The sequence below is a fragment of the Pseudoalteromonas sp. C8 genome (assembly GCF_011378685.1).
Lineage (GTDB): Bacteria > Pseudomonadota > Gammaproteobacteria > Enterobacterales > Alteromonadaceae > Pseudoalteromonas > Pseudoalteromonas arctica.
Window position 1 is genome coordinate 178,889 of record NZ_WTKT01000006.1, and the last position, 20,187, is coordinate 199,075.

18 protein-coding genes are annotated in these 20,187 nt (G+C 35.8%); 16 read left to right on the top strand and 2 right to left on the bottom strand.

All coding sequences use genetic code 11. The features are described from left to right. Window positions 1-5 precede the first annotated feature (5 nt). The 7 genes from GQR39_RS08025 (at window position 6) to GQR39_RS08060 (ending at window position 8,314) form a co-directional block, all read left to right on the top strand. The gene (locus GQR39_RS08025) at window positions 6-983 is read left to right on the top strand and encodes a Wzz/FepE/Etk N-terminal domain-containing protein (protein ID WP_165735307.1); all 978 of its coding nucleotides are present in this window, start codon (window positions 6-8) and stop codon (window positions 981-983) included. Next, entirely contained in the window at window positions 964-1,920 is a 957-nt protein-coding gene (locus tag GQR39_RS08030; protein WP_165735308.1) for an exopolysaccharide biosynthesis polyprenyl glycosylphosphotransferase, read from the top strand. The genes GQR39_RS08025 and GQR39_RS08030 overlap by 20 nt, the downstream gene beginning before the upstream one ends. After that, window positions 1,921-2,667, top strand: coding sequence for a glycosyltransferase family 2 protein (locus GQR39_RS08035; protein ID WP_165735309.1), 747 nt, complete (start codon window positions 1,921-1,923; stop codon window positions 2,665-2,667). Between the two features lie 124 nt (window positions 2,668-2,791). Then, window positions 2,792-3,655 carry a glycosyltransferase family 2 protein gene (locus GQR39_RS08040; protein WP_165735310.1) on the top strand — a complete coding sequence of 288 codons (864 nt, stop codon included), beginning with the start codon at window positions 2,792-2,794 and terminating at the stop codon, window positions 3,653-3,655. Between the two features lie 952 nt (window positions 3,656-4,607). After that, a complete protein-coding gene (locus tag GQR39_RS08050; RefSeq protein WP_165735312.1) occupies window positions 4,608-5,780 on the top strand; it encodes a glycosyltransferase in 1,173 nt (390 codons plus the stop codon). A gap of 346 nt (window positions 5,781-6,126) precedes the next feature. Then, a complete protein-coding gene (locus GQR39_RS08055; protein ID WP_165735313.1) occupies window positions 6,127-7,446 on the top strand; it encodes a lipopolysaccharide biosynthesis protein in 1,320 nt (439 codons plus the stop codon). Window position 7,447: 1 nt separating this feature from the next. Beyond that, complete coding sequence (locus GQR39_RS08060; RefSeq protein ID WP_165735314.1) at window positions 7,448-8,314, top strand: hypothetical protein; 867 nt, start codon at window positions 7,448-7,450, stop codon at window positions 8,312-8,314. A gap of 36 nt (window positions 8,315-8,350) precedes the next feature. Here GQR39_RS08060 and GQR39_RS08065 read toward each other — a convergent pair whose 3' ends face one another. Together GQR39_RS08065 and GQR39_RS08070 are read right to left on the bottom strand one after the other, a co-directional pair. Next, window positions 8,351-9,493, bottom strand: a complete 1,143-nt coding sequence (locus GQR39_RS08065; RefSeq protein WP_165735315.1) for an acyltransferase — start codon at window positions 9,491-9,493, stop codon at window positions 8,351-8,353. A gap of 184 nt (window positions 9,494-9,677) precedes the next feature. Next, complete coding sequence (locus GQR39_RS08070) at window positions 9,678-11,048, bottom strand: MBL fold metallo-hydrolase (RefSeq protein WP_165735316.1); 1,371 nt, start codon at window positions 11,046-11,048, stop codon at window positions 9,678-9,680. Between the two features lie 380 nt (window positions 11,049-11,428). Here GQR39_RS08070 and wecA point away from each other — a divergent pair, with 380 nt between their 5' ends. The 9 genes from wecA to rfbD are packed head-to-tail and all read left to right on the top strand — an operon-like array spanning window position 11,429 to window position 20,017. Further along, window positions 11,429-12,460 (top strand): UDP-N-acetylglucosamine--undecaprenyl-phosphate N-acetylglucosaminephosphotransferase, encoded by a 1,032-nt coding sequence (gene wecA / locus GQR39_RS08075; protein ID WP_039485641.1) that lies wholly within the window; start codon window positions 11,429-11,431, stop codon window positions 12,458-12,460. 53 nt (window positions 12,461-12,513) lie between these two features. Then, window positions 12,514-12,900, top strand: a complete 387-nt coding sequence (locus GQR39_RS08080) for a hypothetical protein (protein WP_152609335.1) — start codon at window positions 12,514-12,516, stop codon at window positions 12,898-12,900. Window positions 12,901-12,907: 7 nt separating this feature from the next. Further along, entirely contained in the window at window positions 12,908-14,635 is a 1,728-nt protein-coding gene (locus tag GQR39_RS08085; protein WP_165735317.1) for a polysaccharide biosynthesis/export family protein, read from the top strand. Between the two features lie 2 nt (window positions 14,636-14,637). Further along, window positions 14,638-15,423 carry an ABC transporter permease gene (locus GQR39_RS08090; RefSeq protein ID WP_165735318.1) on the top strand — a complete coding sequence of 262 codons (786 nt, stop codon included), beginning with the start codon at window positions 14,638-14,640 and terminating at the stop codon, window positions 15,421-15,423. A gap of 24 nt (window positions 15,424-15,447) precedes the next feature. After that, complete coding sequence (locus tag GQR39_RS08095) at window positions 15,448-16,098, top strand: ABC transporter ATP-binding protein (protein ID WP_165735319.1); 651 nt, start codon at window positions 15,448-15,450, stop codon at window positions 16,096-16,098. A 2-nt stretch (window positions 16,099-16,100) separates the two neighbouring features. Continuing rightward, window positions 16,101-17,567: a lipopolysaccharide biosynthesis protein gene (locus GQR39_RS08100; RefSeq protein ID WP_165735320.1), complete on the top strand. Its 1,467-nt coding sequence runs from the start codon at window positions 16,101-16,103 to the stop codon at window positions 17,565-17,567. A gap of 47 nt (window positions 17,568-17,614) precedes the next feature. Beyond that, window positions 17,615-18,526 carry a glucose-1-phosphate thymidylyltransferase RfbA gene (rfbA, locus tag GQR39_RS08105; RefSeq protein WP_165735321.1) on the top strand — a complete coding sequence of 304 codons (912 nt, stop codon included), beginning with the start codon at window positions 17,615-17,617 and terminating at the stop codon, window positions 18,524-18,526. 12 nt (window positions 18,527-18,538) lie between these two features. Then, window positions 18,539-19,084 (top strand): dTDP-4-dehydrorhamnose 3,5-epimerase, encoded by a 546-nt coding sequence (gene rfbC, locus GQR39_RS08110; RefSeq protein WP_165735322.1) that lies wholly within the window; start codon window positions 18,539-18,541, stop codon window positions 19,082-19,084. A gap of 24 nt (window positions 19,085-19,108) precedes the next feature. Beyond that, the gene (rfbD, locus tag GQR39_RS08115; protein WP_165735323.1) at window positions 19,109-20,017 is read left to right on the top strand and encodes a dTDP-4-dehydrorhamnose reductase; all 909 of its coding nucleotides are present in this window, start codon (window positions 19,109-19,111) and stop codon (window positions 20,015-20,017) included. The last annotated feature ends 170 nt before the right edge of the window (window positions 20,018-20,187 follow it).

Below are 20,187 nucleotides of genomic sequence, written 5' to 3' on the forward strand. Positions count from 1 at the left end.
AAGTCATGGAAAATAGCAGCTATATTCAGTCCAAGGAAGGCTTAGTTAAAAATGATGAAGTTGATCTCAGAGAGCTCTTCATCTTTATATGGTCTAAAAAGCTATTAATAGCATTAATAACTTCAATCATTAGTATTGCAGTAGTTATATACGCACTACAGTTGCCAAATATCTATAAGGCTGAGGCTCTATTATCTCCAGCTGAGCAGCAACAAAATAACGGTTTAGCTTCCTTAGCTGGACAGTTTGGTGGTATCGCTAACCTTGCTGGAGTAGATTTAGGTGGTTCGAGTAGTTCGAGTAAAACAGGTTTGGCAATTGAAGTTTTAAAATCAAGAAAGTTCAGTAGTAAATTTATAGAGCAGCACGACATTCTTAAAGACTTGATGGCAGTTAAAGAATGGGACTTATATCAAAATAAAATTTCATACGATAAAGAAATATTTAATAGCGAGACTCAAGAGTGGGTAAGAGAAGTTAAGCTCCCTTTTAAAGCTAAGCCATCTATGCAAGAAGCATATATCAAATTACAAGAAGCCATGAGTGTGGAGTTAGATCCTGATACAGGCATGATTAAACTATCTGTAGAGCATTACTCGCCATATATTGCTAAGAATTGGGTTGACTGGTTAGTGACAGATATAAATGAGGTTATGCGAATTAGAGATGTTGATGAAGCACAAAAAAGCACCTTGTTTTTAACCCAACAGATTCAAAACACTGAAATATCAAATATGAAATCAATTTTATTTACCCTATTAGAAGAGCAAGCAAAAATAATAATGTTTGCAAACGTTAGAACTGAATATGTATTTAAAACGGTCGATCCCGCGATCGTTCCCGAAAAAAAATTTAAACCAAGACGATCTTTAATATGCATTTTGGGATTTTTAGCTGGACTATTACTATCGCTATTTATCGTTTCAGTTATGTACTTAAGTTCTAATCCAGAAGAATCTATTAATGAACACACTAATGGGTAACTTTTCAGTGAAACGATTTAAATCAAAAAAAGAAGTTTTAAAACAAAATACTATTTTCATTTTTTGTCCCGAAAATAGAACTGAAGAGCTTCAAAGCATACTTAAAGAATATGAATTTGAGCTGGTTTTTAATGATTATTCAATAAAAGACTTTAGTTTAAAAGTTATTTGTCACTTTGAAAGTACAAATTTGAGTAAAACTCAAAAAGACTATTTAGTTAAAGCAACTGAGCTTGGTGCGTGGGTAGAGCCATTAGTTAGTTATTTAGATAATAGGCTGGGTTTTACTGAGGTACAGCTTCTCCAAAGTAACTATTTTTTACATCAAAAAGCATTTTCTATCTTATCAGTGAAAAAAACGCAGGTAGCAAAACGATTTATTGATGTGCTTAGTGCAATACTATTAATTTTACTTACATTACCTATTGGTATCTTATTTGCGATTTTAATAAAATTGGAGAGTAGAGGTCCTATTTTTTATAAGCAAACCAGAACAGGGCAATATAATGAAGAGTTTGAAGTAATAAAATTTCGTTCGATGTCTCGTGATGCCGAAGCCGATGGAGCTCAGTGGGCTCAAGCAAATGATTCAAGAGTCACCAAAGTTGGTAGGTTTATTAGGAAGACAAGAATCGATGAGCTACCACAGTTTATCAATGTACTGCGTGGTGAAATGTCAATGGTAGGACCTAGACCTGAACGGGAAGTGTTCATTACAGAGCTCGAAAAAGAAATACCGTATTATAGGTTTAGACACGCGGTAAAGCCGGGTGTAACTGGGCTTGCGCAGATAAGTTATCCTTATGGTGCTTCAGTAGAAGATGCTATATGGAAACATAAATACGATATTCACTATATTAAACATCATAGTACTTTTGGTGATTTAAAAATAATGTTTAAAACGATTAAAGTCGTTTTGTTTGGTCTGGGGCGTTAAATGGGCCCAATGGTTTCTATTATTATGCCGACTTATAATTCTAGTCGGTATATTACTCAGAGTATCGAGTCTGTAAGGCGGCAAACATATCTACACTGGGAGTTATTAATTACAGATGATTGCTCACAAGACAATACACGTGAATTAATTAAGCAATTTCAGCAAATAGATTCAAGAATAAAATTATTTACGAGTAAGGTTAATGGTGGTGCTGGTTGTGCTAGAAATAACTCAATTGCAGAGGCTAAAGGACGCTTTATAGCTTTTCTAGATTCCGACGATATGTGGGCACCTAAAAAATTAGAATTACAAATTGAATTCATGAAAGCTAATAAAATAGGTCTATCCTATACGGCCTATCAAAAGATAGACAGCCAGGGGAATTCTCAAGGTATTATTACCCCTCCAAAGCAAACCACGTATTCTAAATTATTATATGGGAATGTAATTGGTTGTTTAACTGCAATTTACGACACCGCAATTGTAGGTAAAAAATATATGCCTACAATAAGAAAGCGCCAAGATATGGGGCTTTGGCTTGATATCCTAAAAGACATACCACATGCTGAGGGTCTTTCTGATGTTTTAGCGTCATATCGGCATGATTCAGGTATGACGAAAAATAAATTTAAGATACTGAAATGGCAGTGGGTTTTTTATAGAGATGTTTTAAAATTTGACATCTTTCAATCTTCTTATTATTTCTTTTTTTATGCTTTTAACGGCTTTTTTAAAAATAAAAAATAAGTACTATGCGCTATTTTTATCTTTAAAGTTTGTAGGATTATACTATTTTCGTAAAAGTATGATGCTGATTGAACGTTATAAAGTATGCCGGATAAAGCACGAACTTAAATAAGATTATAGACCTATGACACATGTAACAGTGGTAATACCTTTCTACTCAACTATCCCTGGATTGTTAATAAAAGCGGTGCAGAGTGCGCTTAAGCAGACAATTAATAACATTCAGGTCATAGTTGTTGATGATTGCTCTCCACTTGAAGCTAAATGTGAACTCAAATCTATTACTGACCCTCGTATAAAAATCATACGCAATGAATATAACCTACATGGTGGGCTATCGAGAAATGTGGGTGTAAGAAATGCTGAAGGGCAGTTTGTTGCGTTTTTGGATTATGACGATATTTGGTACCCAACCAAATTAGAAAAGCAGTTAGAGTTATACGAACAAAAGTCAGTTGATCTAGGGAAAGATATTGTTATTTATTCTACATGTAAGATTATTGATGGATCTCGAGAAATAATCCGCCCTACACGTAAAATTCAAGAAGGTGAAACTGTTGGTGAATACTTATTTAAAGCGCAACAAATAATCCAAACTAGTGGCATATTACTTCCTACAGCTTTAGCAAAAAGAGCACCTTTTCATAGCTTAAAAAGGCATCAAGATTATCAATTTTGTTTATCACTAGAGAAGTGTGGTGCAAAGTTTGTTCTGCTAGAAAGCGTTGCATATGAGTTTATACAAATTCCTAAGTTAAATGATTATAATTTTTCATTGGAATGGCTAAATATGTATAAAGATTTATTAAGTAATGAGGCCACAACAGGTTTTTATTATTTAGTTATTTTACGCTCAATGATATCCCATAAGCACTATAAAAGAGCGTTAGTCTTTTCCTTAAAACACAAACTTTTGGCTAAGTTTATTAAAGCGATATGTTTAAAATTTGCGAAACAATTACTTAAAACATTTAGAGTAATTAAATAACAATGAGCTGGCATATAAAAAAAAGAGACTTTTACTTATTTTCTCTAAAATTAGTTTTATTGATCGTTTTATTTTTATTTATGAATTTCGACAAAGCATTGAATGTTGATTATCCAAACTATCTAGCAAACTATAAAAACGATTGGTGGCAATTTGAGTTAGGTTTCGAGTCTATAGCCTATCCTTTTAAAGTATTTAAGTCTGAATTTTTGAGCTTTTGGATCTTTATTTTAGTTCTAGAGGTTATACTAATAGCGTTTTTATATAGAAATAACGCAATATTTTTGTTTGCCTTCCCAAACCTCATTTTCATCTCTCAAGGTTTTTTGGGTACACAAATCAGATTTGGTTTGGCTATATCACTATTTTTAGTCGTTTTTTCCTTTTTGTATAAGAAAAAACATTTCTGGTTGATTTCACTTTTTCCCATCTTATTCCACAATGCGATAATTGTCGTTTATTTTTTATCTAATTCGGTTAGGTACTTACTGAATGACAAAAGAAAGATATTTTTAAAAAATAACCTGTTTTGGCTAGGAATTTTTATTGTTGCATCAGTAGGTATAAGTATATTAATGAATCATATTCTTATGGCCACTGGTTACTATTATTATGTCGGTACAAAATATCAAGAAGGCAAGTCAATCTCATCTCTGATTTATCTTTTCATTTCCATGCTTTTACTGCTTTTTTTATTATGTAGAAAAAGCAACGCTCAATATTCTGAGTACATCTACTTTGGTTTTGTTATAGTGGTCTTTAGCTTGATTTTTTCGAAATCGTCAGTTATTTCGGGACGTTTTACTTTGGTTTACACAATGCTTGAGCCATTTGTTTTGTATTACTTCTATCAAAATATAGGTAAGAAAAAGTACTTCTTTCCTATCTTTATTCTTTACTGCGTGATTTGTTACATAAAGCTAATTACCGTTGACTTCAAGGTTTAATTTTCATGAAAATAGTTGCATTCGTAGGTGAGACCTTCGATTCGTATAATGGTAATTATTATACCAAACAAACTTCAGCTGCATTTTTGCAAGATGCGATAGGCACTGAGTCTGTATATGTATGCTCACCGGTAAAAAAAGTTGCTTCATTGCCACTTAGTTATAGTACAGAGGTTAATGAAAGTCATTTTTATCCATTTCCAAGCTATTCTTCTACGAAAGACTTTGCGATTAAGAGTCTTTTTCAACGAGGTTATATTAAAAGCTATAAACTAAATGCTGATAAAGTGATCGCAGAGCATAGTGGCGCATACTTTTGGATTAGGTCACCATCAATGGGAAGCTTACTTTTTGGTATTCAAGCTTTAAAAGCAGGCGAAAAAGTTTTACACCATATGTGTGCCGATTCTTCTAGTACTTGGAAAGATCCAAAGTATTCATTTTCAGAAAAGGTTTTTGGATTTCTTTTTTCAAAGTATTTACGTATTAAACTCAAGAAAATATGCGAACATAAAAATACAATTAACTTATGCACAGGGGATGTTTTAGAGACTTTCAGTGCTAAATACTCACCTAAAAACACATATCAGTTTGTTGATTTAATGGCTAAAAAGCCAGGTAATATAGCGCCTACATTGAAAAGAAAAACATTATTTAAGATGCTGTTTCTTGGACGTATAGTTAAAGACAAGGGGGTATTTGATTTAATTCAGGTTGCGAATCAACTAAAAGAAAAAGTAGAGCTAACTATTATAGGTGATGGTGCTGATTTAGATGAGGCTAAGCAATTAGTTGATTCACTTTCACTACAAGAAACTGTTACGTTTACAGGGTTATTACCCAATAGTGAACTTAGCGAATACTACAATCAAACAGACGTTGTAGTCGTGCCTTCAAATAATCATTATGAAGGCTTTCCTAGGGTAATTATGGAAGGTTGGGCCTTCAATAAACCAGTTATCGTTTCAAATACAGGAGGCGTTAAAGCTTTTGTTAAGCATAACGTAAATGGACTGATATTTAGTCCTGGGAACATGCAAGAATTAAGTGATTCAGTTAATAAACTTGCTACGGACGAAGTTTTATATAGTCAACTACAGGCTGAAGCTAAAAAAATGTCAGTTTATTCAAGTCAACATTATTGGATCGATTTTTTAAAGTCTTTAATCGCTAAGTAATCTCAATTTTCTTAGTCGTGTGGTCTATTCTTAGGTAAGAAAAATTTATCGATAACAAGGAAAAGTTTTCGTTATTCAGTTGTTCTTTATCAGAAATTTTTAACACAGTTAACGACAGGTTTAATCCCTTAAATTGGTTTAGTATTATTCTGTAATCATTAAAGATCAAGGTTGTATATAAGTGCTACTTTTGACTTCGTACAACCACCCAAAGAGTATAAATTTCTTTATACAACTATTTTAGTTATATCATTGTCACCATTATTTACACAATAAAATTTAACGAGTCATAAATAGTTCATTTTAAATAATGCAAATTTTGGCTTTAGATAGGCGATTAAAATTAATGAAAGAAAATAAATTGTTGTATAAAGCAATTGGAAAAAGTGTTTTAGGTAGATATTCGGTTTACTTAGTAAATCTAATATCAATGATGATTTTGGCTCGTGTCTTCACTCCTGAAGTCTTTGGTATAATTGCTGCAATAATGGTTTTTTATCTTTTTTTTCAGTTGATGGCTGAGGCGGGCTTAGGGCCAGCAATAATAAACCTTACTCAATTATCCAATAAAGAGAGAGATGGTATATTTACTCTAACTTTAATTATTGGGGTTATCCTAGCCGGACTTTTTTTATTGTCTTCTGACTTTTTAGTCTCTTTTTATCAAATTAAGGGGATTGAGCAAGTTGTCCCATTTGTCTCAGTGTCTCTAATCTTGTTTGCTATCACGATTGTGCCAAACGCTTTACTGCTTCGTGATCAATCGTTTTATAAGATTGCGATATCAGGTACGATTGCAGAAATTACATCTACCTCTATAGCTTTTCTATTAAACTATTATATAGATGCGGTCTATGCTCTATCTGCTAAATATTTAGCAAGTGCATGTATATCATTCTTAATGCAATTTTATTTTTCTGCTAATACGGATTTCGGTAGACCTAAAATAGGAAGTCAACTATCAGCCATAAAGCCTTTGCTTTCTTTTTCACTTTACCAGTTCGGTTTCAACTTTATAAATTTCTTTTCTAGGAACTTAGATAATATTTTGATTGGTAAATTTTTAGGTGCAGCATCACTAGGAATTTATGATAAATCATATCAGTTGATGAAATACCCATTAATGTTATTAACATTTGCTATGACACCAGCAATACAGCCTGTTATACGTCAAAATAGAGATGACAAAGATAAAGTAGAAAAAATTCATATGGCATTTACTTTTAAACTGTCTATGGTTGCTATTGCTGCTGGCATCGCAATGTTTTTTTTATCCGAATTTATAGTACTAATAATGCTGGGAGAGCAGTGGAAGGGGGTAATTCCTATTATAAAAATATTAGCGATTTCAATACCAGTCCAAGTTGTTGCTTCAACGAGTGGAAGCTTTTTTCAAGCAATGGATAAAGCCGGTGTACTATTTTTAAGCGGTTGTTTATCTGCGGTACTAATGATTGCAGCTATCGTAATAGGGATTTTTGAAAGAGATATTTTATCAATCTCATGGTACTTAGTAATTGCGATGCATATTAATTTCGTTCAAACATATTTATTAATGTATAAAAAAGTGTTTAATCAATCAGCTATTTTGTTTTTTGTAAAAATGCTACCAATATTTCTGGCTGCTACACTAATGAGTTTAGCAATGTTAAGTGGGAAAGTGTGAGATGCTAAAGATATTTAATTCAGCTATTATTGTAATTATTTATAATAAAGAAATTCACCAGTCAAAAACGTTAAACAGGCTTGCCCAATCTAAATTGTCTTTTAGTAACTGTCAGTTAGTAATTTGGAATAATGGCCCATTTTCATTAGATAATCGTAATGTTAGCCAGTTAATATCTCGAGGTTTTAACGTTGAAATACAAGAAACTATTAAAAACGAATCACTAGCAAAAATATATAATTTATTCATATCTCAGTTTGATTCAAAAAGTTATATTATTTTAGATGACGATACAGATTTAAACGATCAATATTTATCTGAAGCGCTAAATCTAGGCGAATCAGAGGTAGGCATTCCTACAATTCAATTTGATAATAAAACTGAAGGTCCAATAATAAATCTCACAATTATTCAAGATCATAAGTATGTATGTAAATCTAAAGATAAAATTTTTGCCATAGGAAGCGGGCTAGTTATTGGAAAAAACATATGCGACGAAATAAAAGAGGTATACGGTTCTGTATTTGATAATAATTTTTATTTATATGGTGTAGATACGGCTTTTTGTTTTAGGCTGAATAGACTAGAAAAAAATGAAAGAGTAATCATTCTTCCTCCGCTATCTCACTCATTATCAAGGTTGGAGTCAGAGTCGGGTGGAATAAGTAGGTTTCGGGTAAAAGAGAGAGGCTACGATGTGGGTTTACAATGGAGGTATTACTATCCCCTTCATATAGCCTTTTATAAAATTTCAAAGTTGGTAGCAATTAATCTCCTTAGAGTATTGAAAATCAAAAAAGGTCCACTCAACCTAAGTTACACATTAAAAGCATTTATATCTGGTTCCCATTATAGGAATGAAAAATAGCTTTAAGAAATTAATTTTTCCTTTTAAAATAAACGTCTAAGTTGATTTTTTACCAATACTCATACAAGGCCTTTCAATCAATAAAAAAGTAGCTGCTGATATTAAAACTACGGCTACTGAAGTCAAAGGCATGAGTAGTAAAAAGTCACTTAACAGGCTACTTGAAGCTTCAAGAGGAAATGCTACCGTGAATAAGAGATATAAAATAACTCCATGGAGTAAGTAAATACTATAGCTAATTTCACCTAAGATAATAGAAGAACGCAATGTAAATATTCCAAAAAGATCGTTGCCTAATAGCGTTAGTAAAAAAACAATAGCTATAGTAAAAACGTGAAAAATATCTAATGTATTTGGGTAAAGCATTGCAATAATAATAAACAGAAGATTAATGGTTGAAGCTATTTTACCTGTTATCTTAAAATTGGGTTTGTAGTTTTTTATTAAGTAGGAAGCAAAGCCACCAATACAAAAGAAAATGAAATAACTTGTTTTAAATGAAAAAATATAGAACGGTTGAAGAAATAATATTAGGGTAGCTGCTACTAATAAATATATACCAACTTTTTTAAGTTTGCTTATGCATAGTGATATTAGAGGTAAACAGATGTAAAAAAGCCACTCGTATTTAAGGGTCCAATCTACACCGGCAATAATTTTTCGAGTATCTGTAAACCCATTCAAACTCCCCCCGTGAAATAGTCCCCATTTTATGTAGTCTTTAATAAGCATCGGGATTGACACGTGCAAATTAAATTTAGAACTGGCAAATACAACTAATGAAATAACTACCAAAGTAAATCCATACAAAGGAACGATTCTAAAAAACCTAGATTTATAAAGGGATACCCAGTTAGTTGTGCTTTTCTTAGTTATTTTAGATATGAATAGGAAGCCAGTTATAATAAAAAAAATAGCGACACCAACACTGCCGAAGTTATCAAACATCTTTTCGGGAGGTGATGCCCAAATATCGTTTTTTTTCCAATAATAAGTGATTACAAAATGATGAAAAAATACTGATAACGCTAAAAACCCCCTTATACCATCAAGGCTCTTAAAACGGTTTTCTCTTGCATTGAGAAAATTAAATGCGGGAGTTTTACCTAAAATGTAAGCGGTCAAAATACATATTAAAAATGATATTATCGGTATTATTACGTTTAATGTAGTTTGCAAAGCTTGCTTCCTAGTTTATATATTGGAGCTAAAGTGCAACATTGTACAGCAGCGTAAGGGGTATGGAGTGTATTTTTATTTTGTTATTACTCCAAATATTAAAGTTTTTGGGAAGAAGATACCGGCAAAAGTGTTTTCCTTTGCTTAATGACTGTTAGAGTGCGCTAAGTTGCTATACTTGAGGTTATTTACCTATCTCAATTTTAACATCATTACTTAACACTTCTTTATACTTTGCTGCTAACGCGCTTTTTGCATCTTCATCGCCATGTACAATTTTTATATGGCTTGGCTTTTTAGGCATACCTGTTACAAACTTAATTAATCCGTTTTGATCTGCATGGGCGCTATAGCCACTAATTATATGTACTTTTGCGTTTATAGTAATACGAGCATCATTTATAAAAACATACCCATTATGTGGCCCGTATTTTTGTATTTCGCGTCCTAGCGTGCCACGTCCTTGGTAACCTACAAACAATACATCGGTGGTTTTGTCGCCCAAGAATCGCTCTAAATAATTGACTATTCGACCTCCGGTGCACATACCGCTTGCAGCTAATATTATGGCGGGTGTTTGCCGCGAGCTTAAATAATTAATAATAGCCATATGCTCCTTGTGTGAGTCTACGGTCGTTAAGTTTTCAAAGTCTAGCGGGTGCCTACCTTTAGCAACTTTGCGTTTAGCTTCGCTATCCCACAAGTGTTTGAAGTTTCTGTATTGCTCGGTAAAGTTAGCAGCCATGGGGGAATCGAGTATTACGTGAATGTCTCGCCATTTAGATTTTTTAGATGAGCTATGTATGAGTTGTTCTAATTCATAAAGTAGCTCTTGTGTACGGCCAATACTAAAAGCTGGCACTAACACCACGCCGTTGTCGCTAACAGCGCGCTCAATAATATTTTTTAGCGTTTGAGTACGTTCCTTACGGCCTTGATGATTTTTATCGCCGTAGGTTGATTCTATAACTAGGGTGTCGGCTTTATAAGGTGGCTTAGGAGAAGGAAGTAGCGGGGTATACGGCGCGCCTAAATCTCCTGAAAATACAATACGATGTTTGTTATCATCATTATTTGTAACGTCAATTTCAACGTAGGCAGAACCTAATATATGCCCAGCACGCTGTAATCTCGCCTTAGCTTTATTGAGCCCTTTGCAAGGCAGTTCAAACCACGTTTTATAATCAACAGCAACTACGCGTTTATTTAATAAGCTTAAGCAGGCAGCTATAATTTTAGGGTCGCGAGTTACACCCACTTTTAAAGCATCTTCAATTACCAAAGGTAATAAACTGGCCGATGCAATACTTGTAAAAATAGGTCCTTTAAAACCGGCTGCTAATAAGTAAGGAATTCGACCAACATGGTCAATATGGCAATGGGTAACAATAAGCGCAGTTACATGGGTAATATCAAATTCAATTGAAAGATCTGCTTTAGAATCCTCACCCTGAAATAATCCGCAGTCAATAAGTACACTTGTTTGCTCGTTAATTACCAGCTCGTGACACGAACCAGTAACCCCACTAACCGCTCCGTGATGAAGTATTTGCATTATTTTCCTTATTGACACGTATTTATTATATTGGCATTTAAGGTAGGAGCTAAAGTATAAATATTCAAGGTAAGTTACAGCGCTGTTATCTTACGATAAAGGTAAAGTATAGGTATAACTAGAATTACATAGTGTTCAGGTTGTGTTTAAGTATGCTTATCTATCTTATGTGCTGGTACTGATCAGATTAGCGTGTATCGCGCATTGAGCTATTATTTGTGATACCCTTTTTGGCGCAATAAATTATTCTAAGTTTTTTTTGGTATTTATTTATTGGGAACATAGTTATAATTAACTGCATATAAATATAAGGTTTTTGCATGGTTATGGATGATAAGTATGCCTAAGTATTTCCCCCTATTTACATTGATGGATAAATAATGGACTTTTGGTTCCCTCTCTTAATTACATTCACTATCTCACTTGTTGCCATAAAAGTGATTAACCCCATAGCTATAAAAACAGGATTGGTTGATTTCCCTTGCGATCGAAAAATACATAAAGGAAACATTCCTTTAGTTGGCGGAATTGCAATTTATTTAGCTGTACTAATTACTTCAATGTTATTTATAGAGCACAGCCGAAACTTAAATATTTATTTAGTTGCATCAGCGTTGGTACTTTTTTTGGGTACCCTAGATGACCGTTATCAACTCTCGGTAAAAATTCGCCTTGTTGCACAGGTACTTGTAGCCTCGTTAGTTATATTTGGAACAGAGATATATTTACACAGCTTAGGGTATATTTTAGGTTGGTTTGAACTAAAACTAGCAGGGTTTGGGGTAATATTAACGATCATTGCAATAATAGCGGGAATAAATGCTATTAACATGATGGATGGCATGGACGGGTTAGTCGGTTTACTCAGCTTAGTCGCATTTACTGCTTTAGCTTTTTTACTAAGTCGAGTTACTAATGCATGGTATTTGCTACCTTTTTTATTTATTGCCGCCTTATTGGGTTATTTAATATTTAATCTCAAGCTGCATAGTTCAGTCACAAAAATATTTATGGGTGACTCTGGCAATATGCTCATAGGCTTAACTCTAGTTTGGCTCATGGTAATAGGAATAGAATTAGATGCGCCAGCATTAAGACCTGTAACCGCTTTGTACATAATTGCAGTGCCTTTAATGGACATGGCAACAGTAATAATGCGTAGAGTTAAATCAGGAACATCCCCTTTTCAGGCAGACAGACAGCATTTGCATCATTTGTTTGAATCTGCTGGTTACAGCCATCGTTTTTCGCTTATTGTTATTTCTGCTGGTGCAAGTATACTAGCCGCACTAGGTTGTCTAGCTGAAGTTTATGCTGTAGCTGAGTGGATAATGCTAGTGTCTTTTTTATTGTTTTTTATGTGCTATTCGGCACTTACTAGACATGCATGGAAAAAGTTAACGCAAATTTAGCTGCATCAAAGGAATTTTATTTTGTTACTTACCAATAGATTAGAAAATAAATAATGAAAAAAAATAAAGTTATACTATCACTTGTCCCTTTTCTTATTTTAACAGGCTGTGCTACAGCACCTCCAGTTCTTCATGCAACACGGGCTTTAATAGACGAGCCAATAAAGTCTGCTGATACGAGCGTAGTACCACAACAACTAAGTGAAGTATTAGAAACTCAGCAACAAGGCTATACAGGGCAATATAATAATATTGAGTTTATATTAGGCCAGCAATATACGTCAGCACTCGGTGAATTATGCACAGTAGTATACCTAAAAAAATCAGAGCAATTAGCCAAACAAGAGCGCAGAGCTGCATGTAAAAATGCTAATCAACAATGGGTAATTACGCCTCAGGTAATTGAAAATAAAAACAACCAAATTAGCTTTGGAGCTTAAGCCTTTTATGAACATGTTAAGCAACACATTTAAAGTATTTTTAATATTAACCTGTTTTGCAGTAAGCTCATTTAGTAATAGCGCTATCGCTGCAGAGCAAATATCTTTAAGCCAGCTTGAAAACGCAGGTACAACCCAAACGCAACTACCTAATGCTTCATTACAAAATGGGACATACAATAAACAAGGGCGTTCAGGAACACTATTACCAGGCGAAATGTCAGCAGCCGAATTGCTGCCTACTTCAGAGTTAGGTTTACCACCACCGTATGGTGCAAACTTATTTGCAGGCGGCTACGAAAGCGAGCGTCAAGACGGCTTAAACGACGATTACACAATAGCACCCGGCGACAAAGTTTCTATTTGGTTATGGGGAGCAATAAATCAGTCAGAAGTTATTACTGTTGATAACCAAGGAAATTTATTTATAACGAATGTAGGCCCTGTATACGTGGCCGATGTTAAAGCAAGCCAGCTAAACAGCTATGTAAGTAATAAAATAAAAGAAGTGTACAAAAGTAGTGTACAAATATACGTAAACTTACTGACAGCAACACCAGTGAGTATTTACATAAGTGGCAGTATTGTTCGCCCAGGGCAATACGCAGGAATAGCTTCCGACAGTATTTTGTATTACCTAAAGCGTGCCGGCGGAATTGACTCTGAGCGAGGCAGCTACCGCTCTATAAAAGTATTGCGTGACGACAAAGTAATTCAAAATATAGACCTATACGACTTTATTTTAAGTGGCTACCTCCCTAAATTTAACTTTAAAGATAACGACGTAATTTTAGTTGAGCGCCAAAAGGCAACAGTTGTTGTATCAGGAAGTGTAAGAGCACCGTTTAGGTTTGAATTTAACGACAATCAAGCAACGGGTGAACAACTCGCAAAGTTTGCTTTGCCACTTGCTAAAGTAAGTCACGTAGGAATTGTAGGCGATCGTAAAACAGGCCCATTTTCGGTTTACTTACCTTACAATGAGTTTAAAAGCTTTACACTTAAAGATGGCGACCGCCTTATTTTTAACGACGATATACGTGCACAAGTGCTCGATATTCAAGTTGCGGGTAGTTACTTAGGGCCATCGTACTTTGCGGTAAAAAACAACACCCGCTTGCACGACCTACTTGCCAACATACAAATAGATAAAGATCTTGCCGATTATCAATCAATTTATATTCAGCGTAAAAGCGTAGCTAAAAAACAAAAAGAGATGATTGACCAATCGTTGGACAGATTAGAGCGCAGCATATTTACAGCACCTGCATCTTCCGACGGAGAAGCCAAAATAAGAGCCGAAGAAGGCAAAATGATTTTAGAATTTACAGAACGTGCCCGCAAAGCGATTCCGCTTGGCAAGGTTGTAATTTCAGATCAAGGCCAAGTAGCTAATATTCGTTTAGAGCAGGGTGATGTAGTTTACATACCAGCCAAAACAGACCTAATACACATAGGCGGCGAAGTACTTATGCCACAAGCGCTAGTGTATAACCCAAATGCAACAATAGATGACTACATCGCATGGGCTGGAGGTTATAGCGAACGCGCTAATTATGAGCAAATAATGGTAATACACCCTAACGGCATGATAGACGTAGACGCCTACGGCAACTTAAAACCAGGGGATCAAATATTAGTATTACCAAAAGTCGACACTAAGTTTTTGCAATCGGTTAAAGATATTACGCAAATAATTTACCAAATTGCTATTGCGGCAAATGTAGCAACTTAATTATGACTACCGTACTTAAACGTAGTAATTGGGCAATATGGCGCGACGTTATATTTGCCCTTTTTGTTCGTGAAATTCGCACCGGCTTTAACGATAGATTAGGGCTGGCATGGGCTATATTTCAGCCGTTAAGCTTCATTTTTTTGCTGTCTTTTTTACGTGGCAGAATGGATGGTGGTGATACGCATACAATGCCAACATTCGAATTTATGATGTATGGCATGTTGCTAATACAGCTGTTTTTAGGAACCCTCACAAATTGTGCTTCGGCTATTAAAAAAAATAAATCGTTATTTGCTTTTAGGCAAGTGCAACCAATAAGTAGTGTTTTAGCATCTGCCTTATTTAGTTTGTTAATTAAGCTATCGGTTTTTGTATTAATATTTTTGATTATGTACTTTTTAAAAATGGATTTTAAATTAGACGATCCACTTTTTATACTATTAAACATAGTTACACTTTGGATGTTTGCCTTATCGCTTGGGCTAATGTTTGCAATAGCCCAGTGCTACGTACCTGAGATAAGTAAAATACAAAGTGTGTTATCTCGGCCAATGTTTTTTATATCAGCAGTGTTTTTTTCTATGCAAGATGTACCTAAAGAATACTGGCCATACCTCGACTGGAATCCTATTTTACACGCAATAGAGCTAACCCGCCATGCAGCTTATAACACATACAGCACAGAGGCTGTAAGCGAGTTTTATCTGTTTTCTTCAGCCTTAGTTGCCCTATTTTTTGCAGCAAGTATTTACCACATCTCGTGGAAACAGGCTATAAGCAGGTAAGTAAATGCAACAAGGAATATAGCGTTGATAAAACTACAAAACGTCACAAAATATTACCCCTCAGCATTGGGGAATCAGTATATTTTTAAAAACTTAAATTTTGAAATTCCATCAGGCCACAATATTGCTATTTTAGGTTCTAATGGTGCGGGTAAGTCTACGTTATTTAGGATGCTGGCTGGCAGTGAGTACCCAAACAAAGGTAAAATTATAACTGATCTTCATTTGTCGTGGCCGGTAGCATTAGCTACGGGGATTCACCCACAAATGAGTGGCGCCGAAAACGCCCGTTTTATTGGTACTATTAACGGTGTAGCCGATTTAGACACATATGTACAGCGTGTTCGTAAGTTTGCAGAGTTAGGCCGTAAGTTCGACCTGCCAGTAAGCACATATTCAAGCGGTATGAAGCCGCGTTTAGCATTTGCGTGCTCAATAGGTATAGATTTTGATGTGTATCTTATAGATGAAGTTACCTCCGTGGGCGATGCAAAATTTAGAAATAAAACTCGCCAAGCGCTTACACAAAAGAGTAAAAATGCCAGTGTTATAATGGTTAGTCACGAAATGGATGAGTTAAGACATTTTTGCGACAGCGCCATTGTATTACACAAAGGTGAACTCACTTTTTACAACGATTTAGAGCAAGGAATTGCTCATTACCAGGCATTATAATTATGAGTCAACAAGCAGTTAATACAATAGAGCAACGCTTTAGCGAACTACACAAAAAAACGAGCCCAGAGGTTTGGAATAACGCCGATGAGCTTTTTAAACTTTCTCAACAATTAGAGAAAACAGACATTTATCTAGCTCGTAGAGTTATGCAACGTGTGCGCACATTACAGCCAGATAGACCAAAAATAAAAATACATTTAAAGCGATTAAGCGACGAAGTGGCCTTACATGCAAAGCAAACGCAAACCAGCTCTTCTACTGAGACAAGTACAAAGCAAAGTGAAAATAAAAAAAACAGCGAAGAAAAAAATAATAAATTGGATAACTTTTTCAGTAAATTAAATAATAATTTCAGCTCAAAAAAGTGGGCCCAGCCTTGGGTTTTGTTACTAGCTGTACCGTTTGTGCTATTTGCATTTTACCAGTTAGTTTGGGCTGCACCACGGTTTGAAAGCCGCGCGCAATTAATAATTCAGCAGCCAGATGGCATGGCAACAATGGACCCGTCAATGGCGCTACTGAGCGGTTTGGGTGTAGGCGGAAACTCAACAGCTGATACCGAAATAGCAAAAGCGTATATTCATTCAGAAGACATGCTAAATTACTTACAAACACACAATAACTTAAAAGAACATTACCAAAATGGTGGCGATGTATTTTCACGTTTAAGCAGCGACGCCAGCATAGAAGATTTACTAAAGTTTTATATAGATCACACCACAGTAGAGATTGACGAAGCGTCGGGGGTAATTAAAATTTTAGTACAGGGCTTTACCCCCGAATTTGCTAACACCTTAACGCAAGCAATTGTTAACCGCGCAGAGTGGTATATAAACTCTATAGGCCACCAATTAGCTGACGCGCAGTTACAGTTTATAAGGTTAGAGCATGCAAAAGTTGAGCAGCGCTTACGCGATGCGCAAAAAAACACCCTCGCTTTTCAGCAAAAAAATAACTTACTCGACCCAGAAGCCGAAGGTTTAGCACTTCAGCAAATAACTTACGGGCTTGAAGGGCAAATAGCGACTAAAAGTGCGCAGCTAAAAGGCTTGCGTTCAACCATGACCGAAAAAGCCCCGCAAGTAGTTATGCTAGCCTCTGAGCTTAGTGCGCTTAAAAAACAACTAGAACTGGAGCGAGACAGGCTATCTACCCAGCAGGGCACTAACAATAATATTAAAAACAATGGAACCTCAGTAAGCGAAGTACTTGCGCAATTTTCTGATTTAAAAATAGAGTTAGAGCTCGCGCTTAAAGGCTATACGTCTTCTGAGGTGTCTTTAGATAAAGCTAGAATAGAAGCTTATAGGCAGTTAAAATATTTAGTGGTTGTAGAATCAGCCACATTACCGCAAGACAACAAGTACCCAGCTACCTTATATAATATTTTACTGTTTGCTGTATTACAGCTGATGCTGTTTGGTATTGGTAAAATAGTTTTAGCCACAGTAAAAGAGCTAAGATAAGCTTTAGATTACAAGTAACTAATTAAAATTAATGGATAGGATTCTATATGCACTCTATAAAAGCTCCAGCCAAAAAATTGGCTCGTAAAGGTATCATTTTAGCTGGTGGCTCAGGCACTCGCTTATACCCACTTACTAAAGTAGTAAGTAAGCAGTTAATGCCGGTATACGACAAACCAATGATATTTTATCCGGTATCTACTTTAATGATGGCGGGTATTACCGAAATACTAATTATATCGACTCCTCAGGAGCTACCACGCTTTAAAGAGTTACTTGGTGATGGTAGCGCATGGGGTATTACGTTTGAGTACAAAGAACAACCAAGCCCCGATGGCCTAGCGCAAGCATTTTTATTAGCTGAAGATTTTTTACAAGGTCAATGCGCCGCGTTAGTGTTAGGCGATAACTTGTTTTACGGTCACGATTTATCTATTTCGCTTCAAAATGCAACAAGTTGTGAGCAAGGCGCTACTGTGTTTGGTTATCATGTAGCAAATCCTAAGTCGTATGGTGTGGTTGAATTTGACCAAAGCGGTAAAGCCATCTCAATAGAAGAAAAGCCAGATAAACCTAAATCAAACTACGCTGTACCAGGGTTATACTTTTTTGATAGCCGTGTGGTCGAGTTTGCTAAAAACGTAAAACCATCTGAACGTGGCGAGCTTGAAATTACCGACGTAATAGAACAATACCTAGTTAAAAAAGAGCTAAACGTTGAAATAATGGGACGCGGTACTGCTTGGCTAGATACAGGTACACTAGATGATTTACTAGACGCAGCTAACTTTATTCGCGCAATAGAAAAACGCCAAGGTTTAAAAATTAATTGCCCAGAAGAAATAGCTTACCGCATGGGTTACATAAATGCTGAGCAACTCAAAAAGCTTGCTAAGCCACTTAAAAAATCGGGCTATGGCAAATACTTACTAGGGCTTTTAGATCAAACTGTATTTTAATAGGCAATAACAATGAAATTTATTGAAACCAGCATCCCTGATGTAAAAATAATAGAGCCGCAAGTGTTTGGCGACGAACGTGGTTTTTTTATGGAAACTTTTCGTACTGAGCTATTTAACCAGCATTGTGGCGAGCGCACCTTTGTGCAAGAAAACCACAGTAAATCGGCGCACGGTATATTGCGCGGTTTGCATTACCAAACACAAAACACCCAAGGTAAGTTAGTACGCGTAACACAGGGTGAGGTATATGATGTAGCTGTAGATATGCGTAAAGACTCAGCTACTTTTGGGCAATGGGTAGGGGTTTTATTGTCGGCTGAAAACAAACGCCAACTTTGGGTGCCAGAAGGTTTTGCACATGGTTTTTATGTAACCACCGAGAGCGCTGAGTTTGTATATAAATGTACTGACGTTTATAACCCAAATGTTGAAGTATCAATAAAATGGGATGACCCAACTCTAAATATAGATTGGCCATTAGTGGAAGGTAAGTTACCACAGTTGTCTGCCAAAGACGAAGCTGGCCTTAGCTTTAATAACGCCCCAACATTTTAATATTCAATAAATTAAGTAGCCACCATGAAAGTATTAATAACAGGTAAAAATGGCCAATTAGGCTCAGAGTTACAAAAAACCTGCCCAAGCAATGTAGAGCTAATTTGCTTTGGATCTAAAGAGCTCGATATTAGTAATGTTGAGCAAGTAAACGAGCTATTAATAAGCCATTCGCCAGATATAGTTATTAATGCAGCAGCATATACTGCGGTTGATAAAGCGGAAACTGATGTTGATCAAGCATACGCAGTGAATAAGCAAGGTGCAGCTAATTTAGCAAATGTGTGTAAGCATATTAACGCTAAGCTTATACACATATCGACTGACTTTGTGTTTGATGGCACGAGCACTTTGCCTTATACCGCAAGCGACACGACAAACCCATTGGGTGTTTACGGTGCGTCTAAACTAGCTGGTGAGCAGGCTATTAACGAGGCTTTAGGGTCGCAAGCAATAATAGTGCGCACAGCATGGGTGTACTCAGTTTTTGGTAATAACTTTGTAAAAACGATGCTGCGCTTAATGAGCGAAAAAGAGCAATTAGGTATAGTAGGTGACCAAGTTGGTACACCAACATGGGCCGCTGGTTTGGCTAATATGCTTTGGGCATTAGTTGCTAAAACAAGTGATAATACAATTAATGAGCAGCACGGCAGCACTAATAATTCGTTAATACTCAATTGGACTGATGCAGGTGTGGCCTCGTGGTACGACTTTGCTGTAGCAATACAAGAGCTCGCGGTAGAGCAAGGGTTATTAAGTAAAGCGATACCTATTAGTGCAATACCTGCGGCAAGCTACCCAACACCGGCTAAACGCCCAGCATTTAGTGTGCTTAATAAAGCACAAGCAGAAGAGCTAAGCGGTGTAAAAACGGTGCACTGGCGTGCACAGTTAAGAGCAATGCTAACAGAGTTAAAAGCGCAAGCTTAAATTACATATATAGGCGAACACACCTCTGTGGCGAAATTGTCTTGGGCTAAAGCTCATAAAGTGAATAAGACATTGCTATCACCACAGAGAAGTGAAAGAGAAGATCTTTTTCTCGGTGAAGCGCGCAGCGCCTCGGTGCCCTCGGTGGTAAAATTGTTTTGGGCTAAAGC

Bases quoted from the DNA above. Each gene is read 5' to 3' on its own strand.
- GQR39_RS08025 (WP_165735307.1), top strand. From the start codon at position 6: ATGGAAAATAGCAGCTATATTCAGTCCAAGGAAGGCTTAGTTAAAAAT.
- GQR39_RS08030 (WP_165735308.1), top strand. From the start codon at position 964: ATGAACACACTAATGGGTAACTTTTCAGTGAAACGATTTAAATCAAAA.
- GQR39_RS08035 (WP_165735309.1), top strand. From the start codon at position 1,921: ATGGGCCCAATGGTTTCTATTATTATGCCGACTTATAATTCTAGTCGG.
- GQR39_RS08040 (WP_165735310.1), top strand. From the start codon at position 2,792: ATGACACATGTAACAGTGGTAATACCTTTCTACTCAACTATCCCTGGA.
- GQR39_RS08050 (WP_165735312.1), top strand. From the start codon at position 4,608: ATGAAAATAGTTGCATTCGTAGGTGAGACCTTCGATTCGTATAATGGT.
- GQR39_RS08055 (WP_165735313.1), top strand. From the start codon at position 6,127: ATGAAAGAAAATAAATTGTTGTATAAAGCAATTGGAAAAAGTGTTTTA.
- GQR39_RS08060 (WP_165735314.1), top strand. From the start codon at position 7,448: ATGCTAAAGATATTTAATTCAGCTATTATTGTAATTATTTATAATAAA.
- GQR39_RS08070 (WP_165735316.1), bottom strand. From the start codon at position 11,048: ATGCAAATACTTCATCACGGAGCGGTTAGTGGGGTTACTGGTTCGTGT.
- wecA (WP_039485641.1), top strand. From the start codon at position 11,429: ATGGACTTTTGGTTCCCTCTCTTAATTACATTCACTATCTCACTTGTT.
- GQR39_RS08080 (WP_152609335.1), top strand. From the start codon at position 12,514: ATGAAAAAAAATAAAGTTATACTATCACTTGTCCCTTTTCTTATTTTA.
- GQR39_RS08085 (WP_165735317.1), top strand. From the start codon at position 12,908: ATGAACATGTTAAGCAACACATTTAAAGTATTTTTAATATTAACCTGT.
- GQR39_RS08090 (WP_165735318.1), top strand. From the start codon at position 14,638: ATGACTACCGTACTTAAACGTAGTAATTGGGCAATATGGCGCGACGTT.
- GQR39_RS08100 (WP_165735320.1), top strand. From the start codon at position 16,101: ATGAGTCAACAAGCAGTTAATACAATAGAGCAACGCTTTAGCGAACTA.
- rfbA (WP_165735321.1), top strand. From the start codon at position 17,615: ATGCACTCTATAAAAGCTCCAGCCAAAAAATTGGCTCGTAAAGGTATC.
- rfbC (WP_165735322.1), top strand. From the start codon at position 18,539: ATGAAATTTATTGAAACCAGCATCCCTGATGTAAAAATAATAGAGCCG.
- rfbD (WP_165735323.1), top strand. From the start codon at position 19,109: ATGAAAGTATTAATAACAGGTAAAAATGGCCAATTAGGCTCAGAGTTA.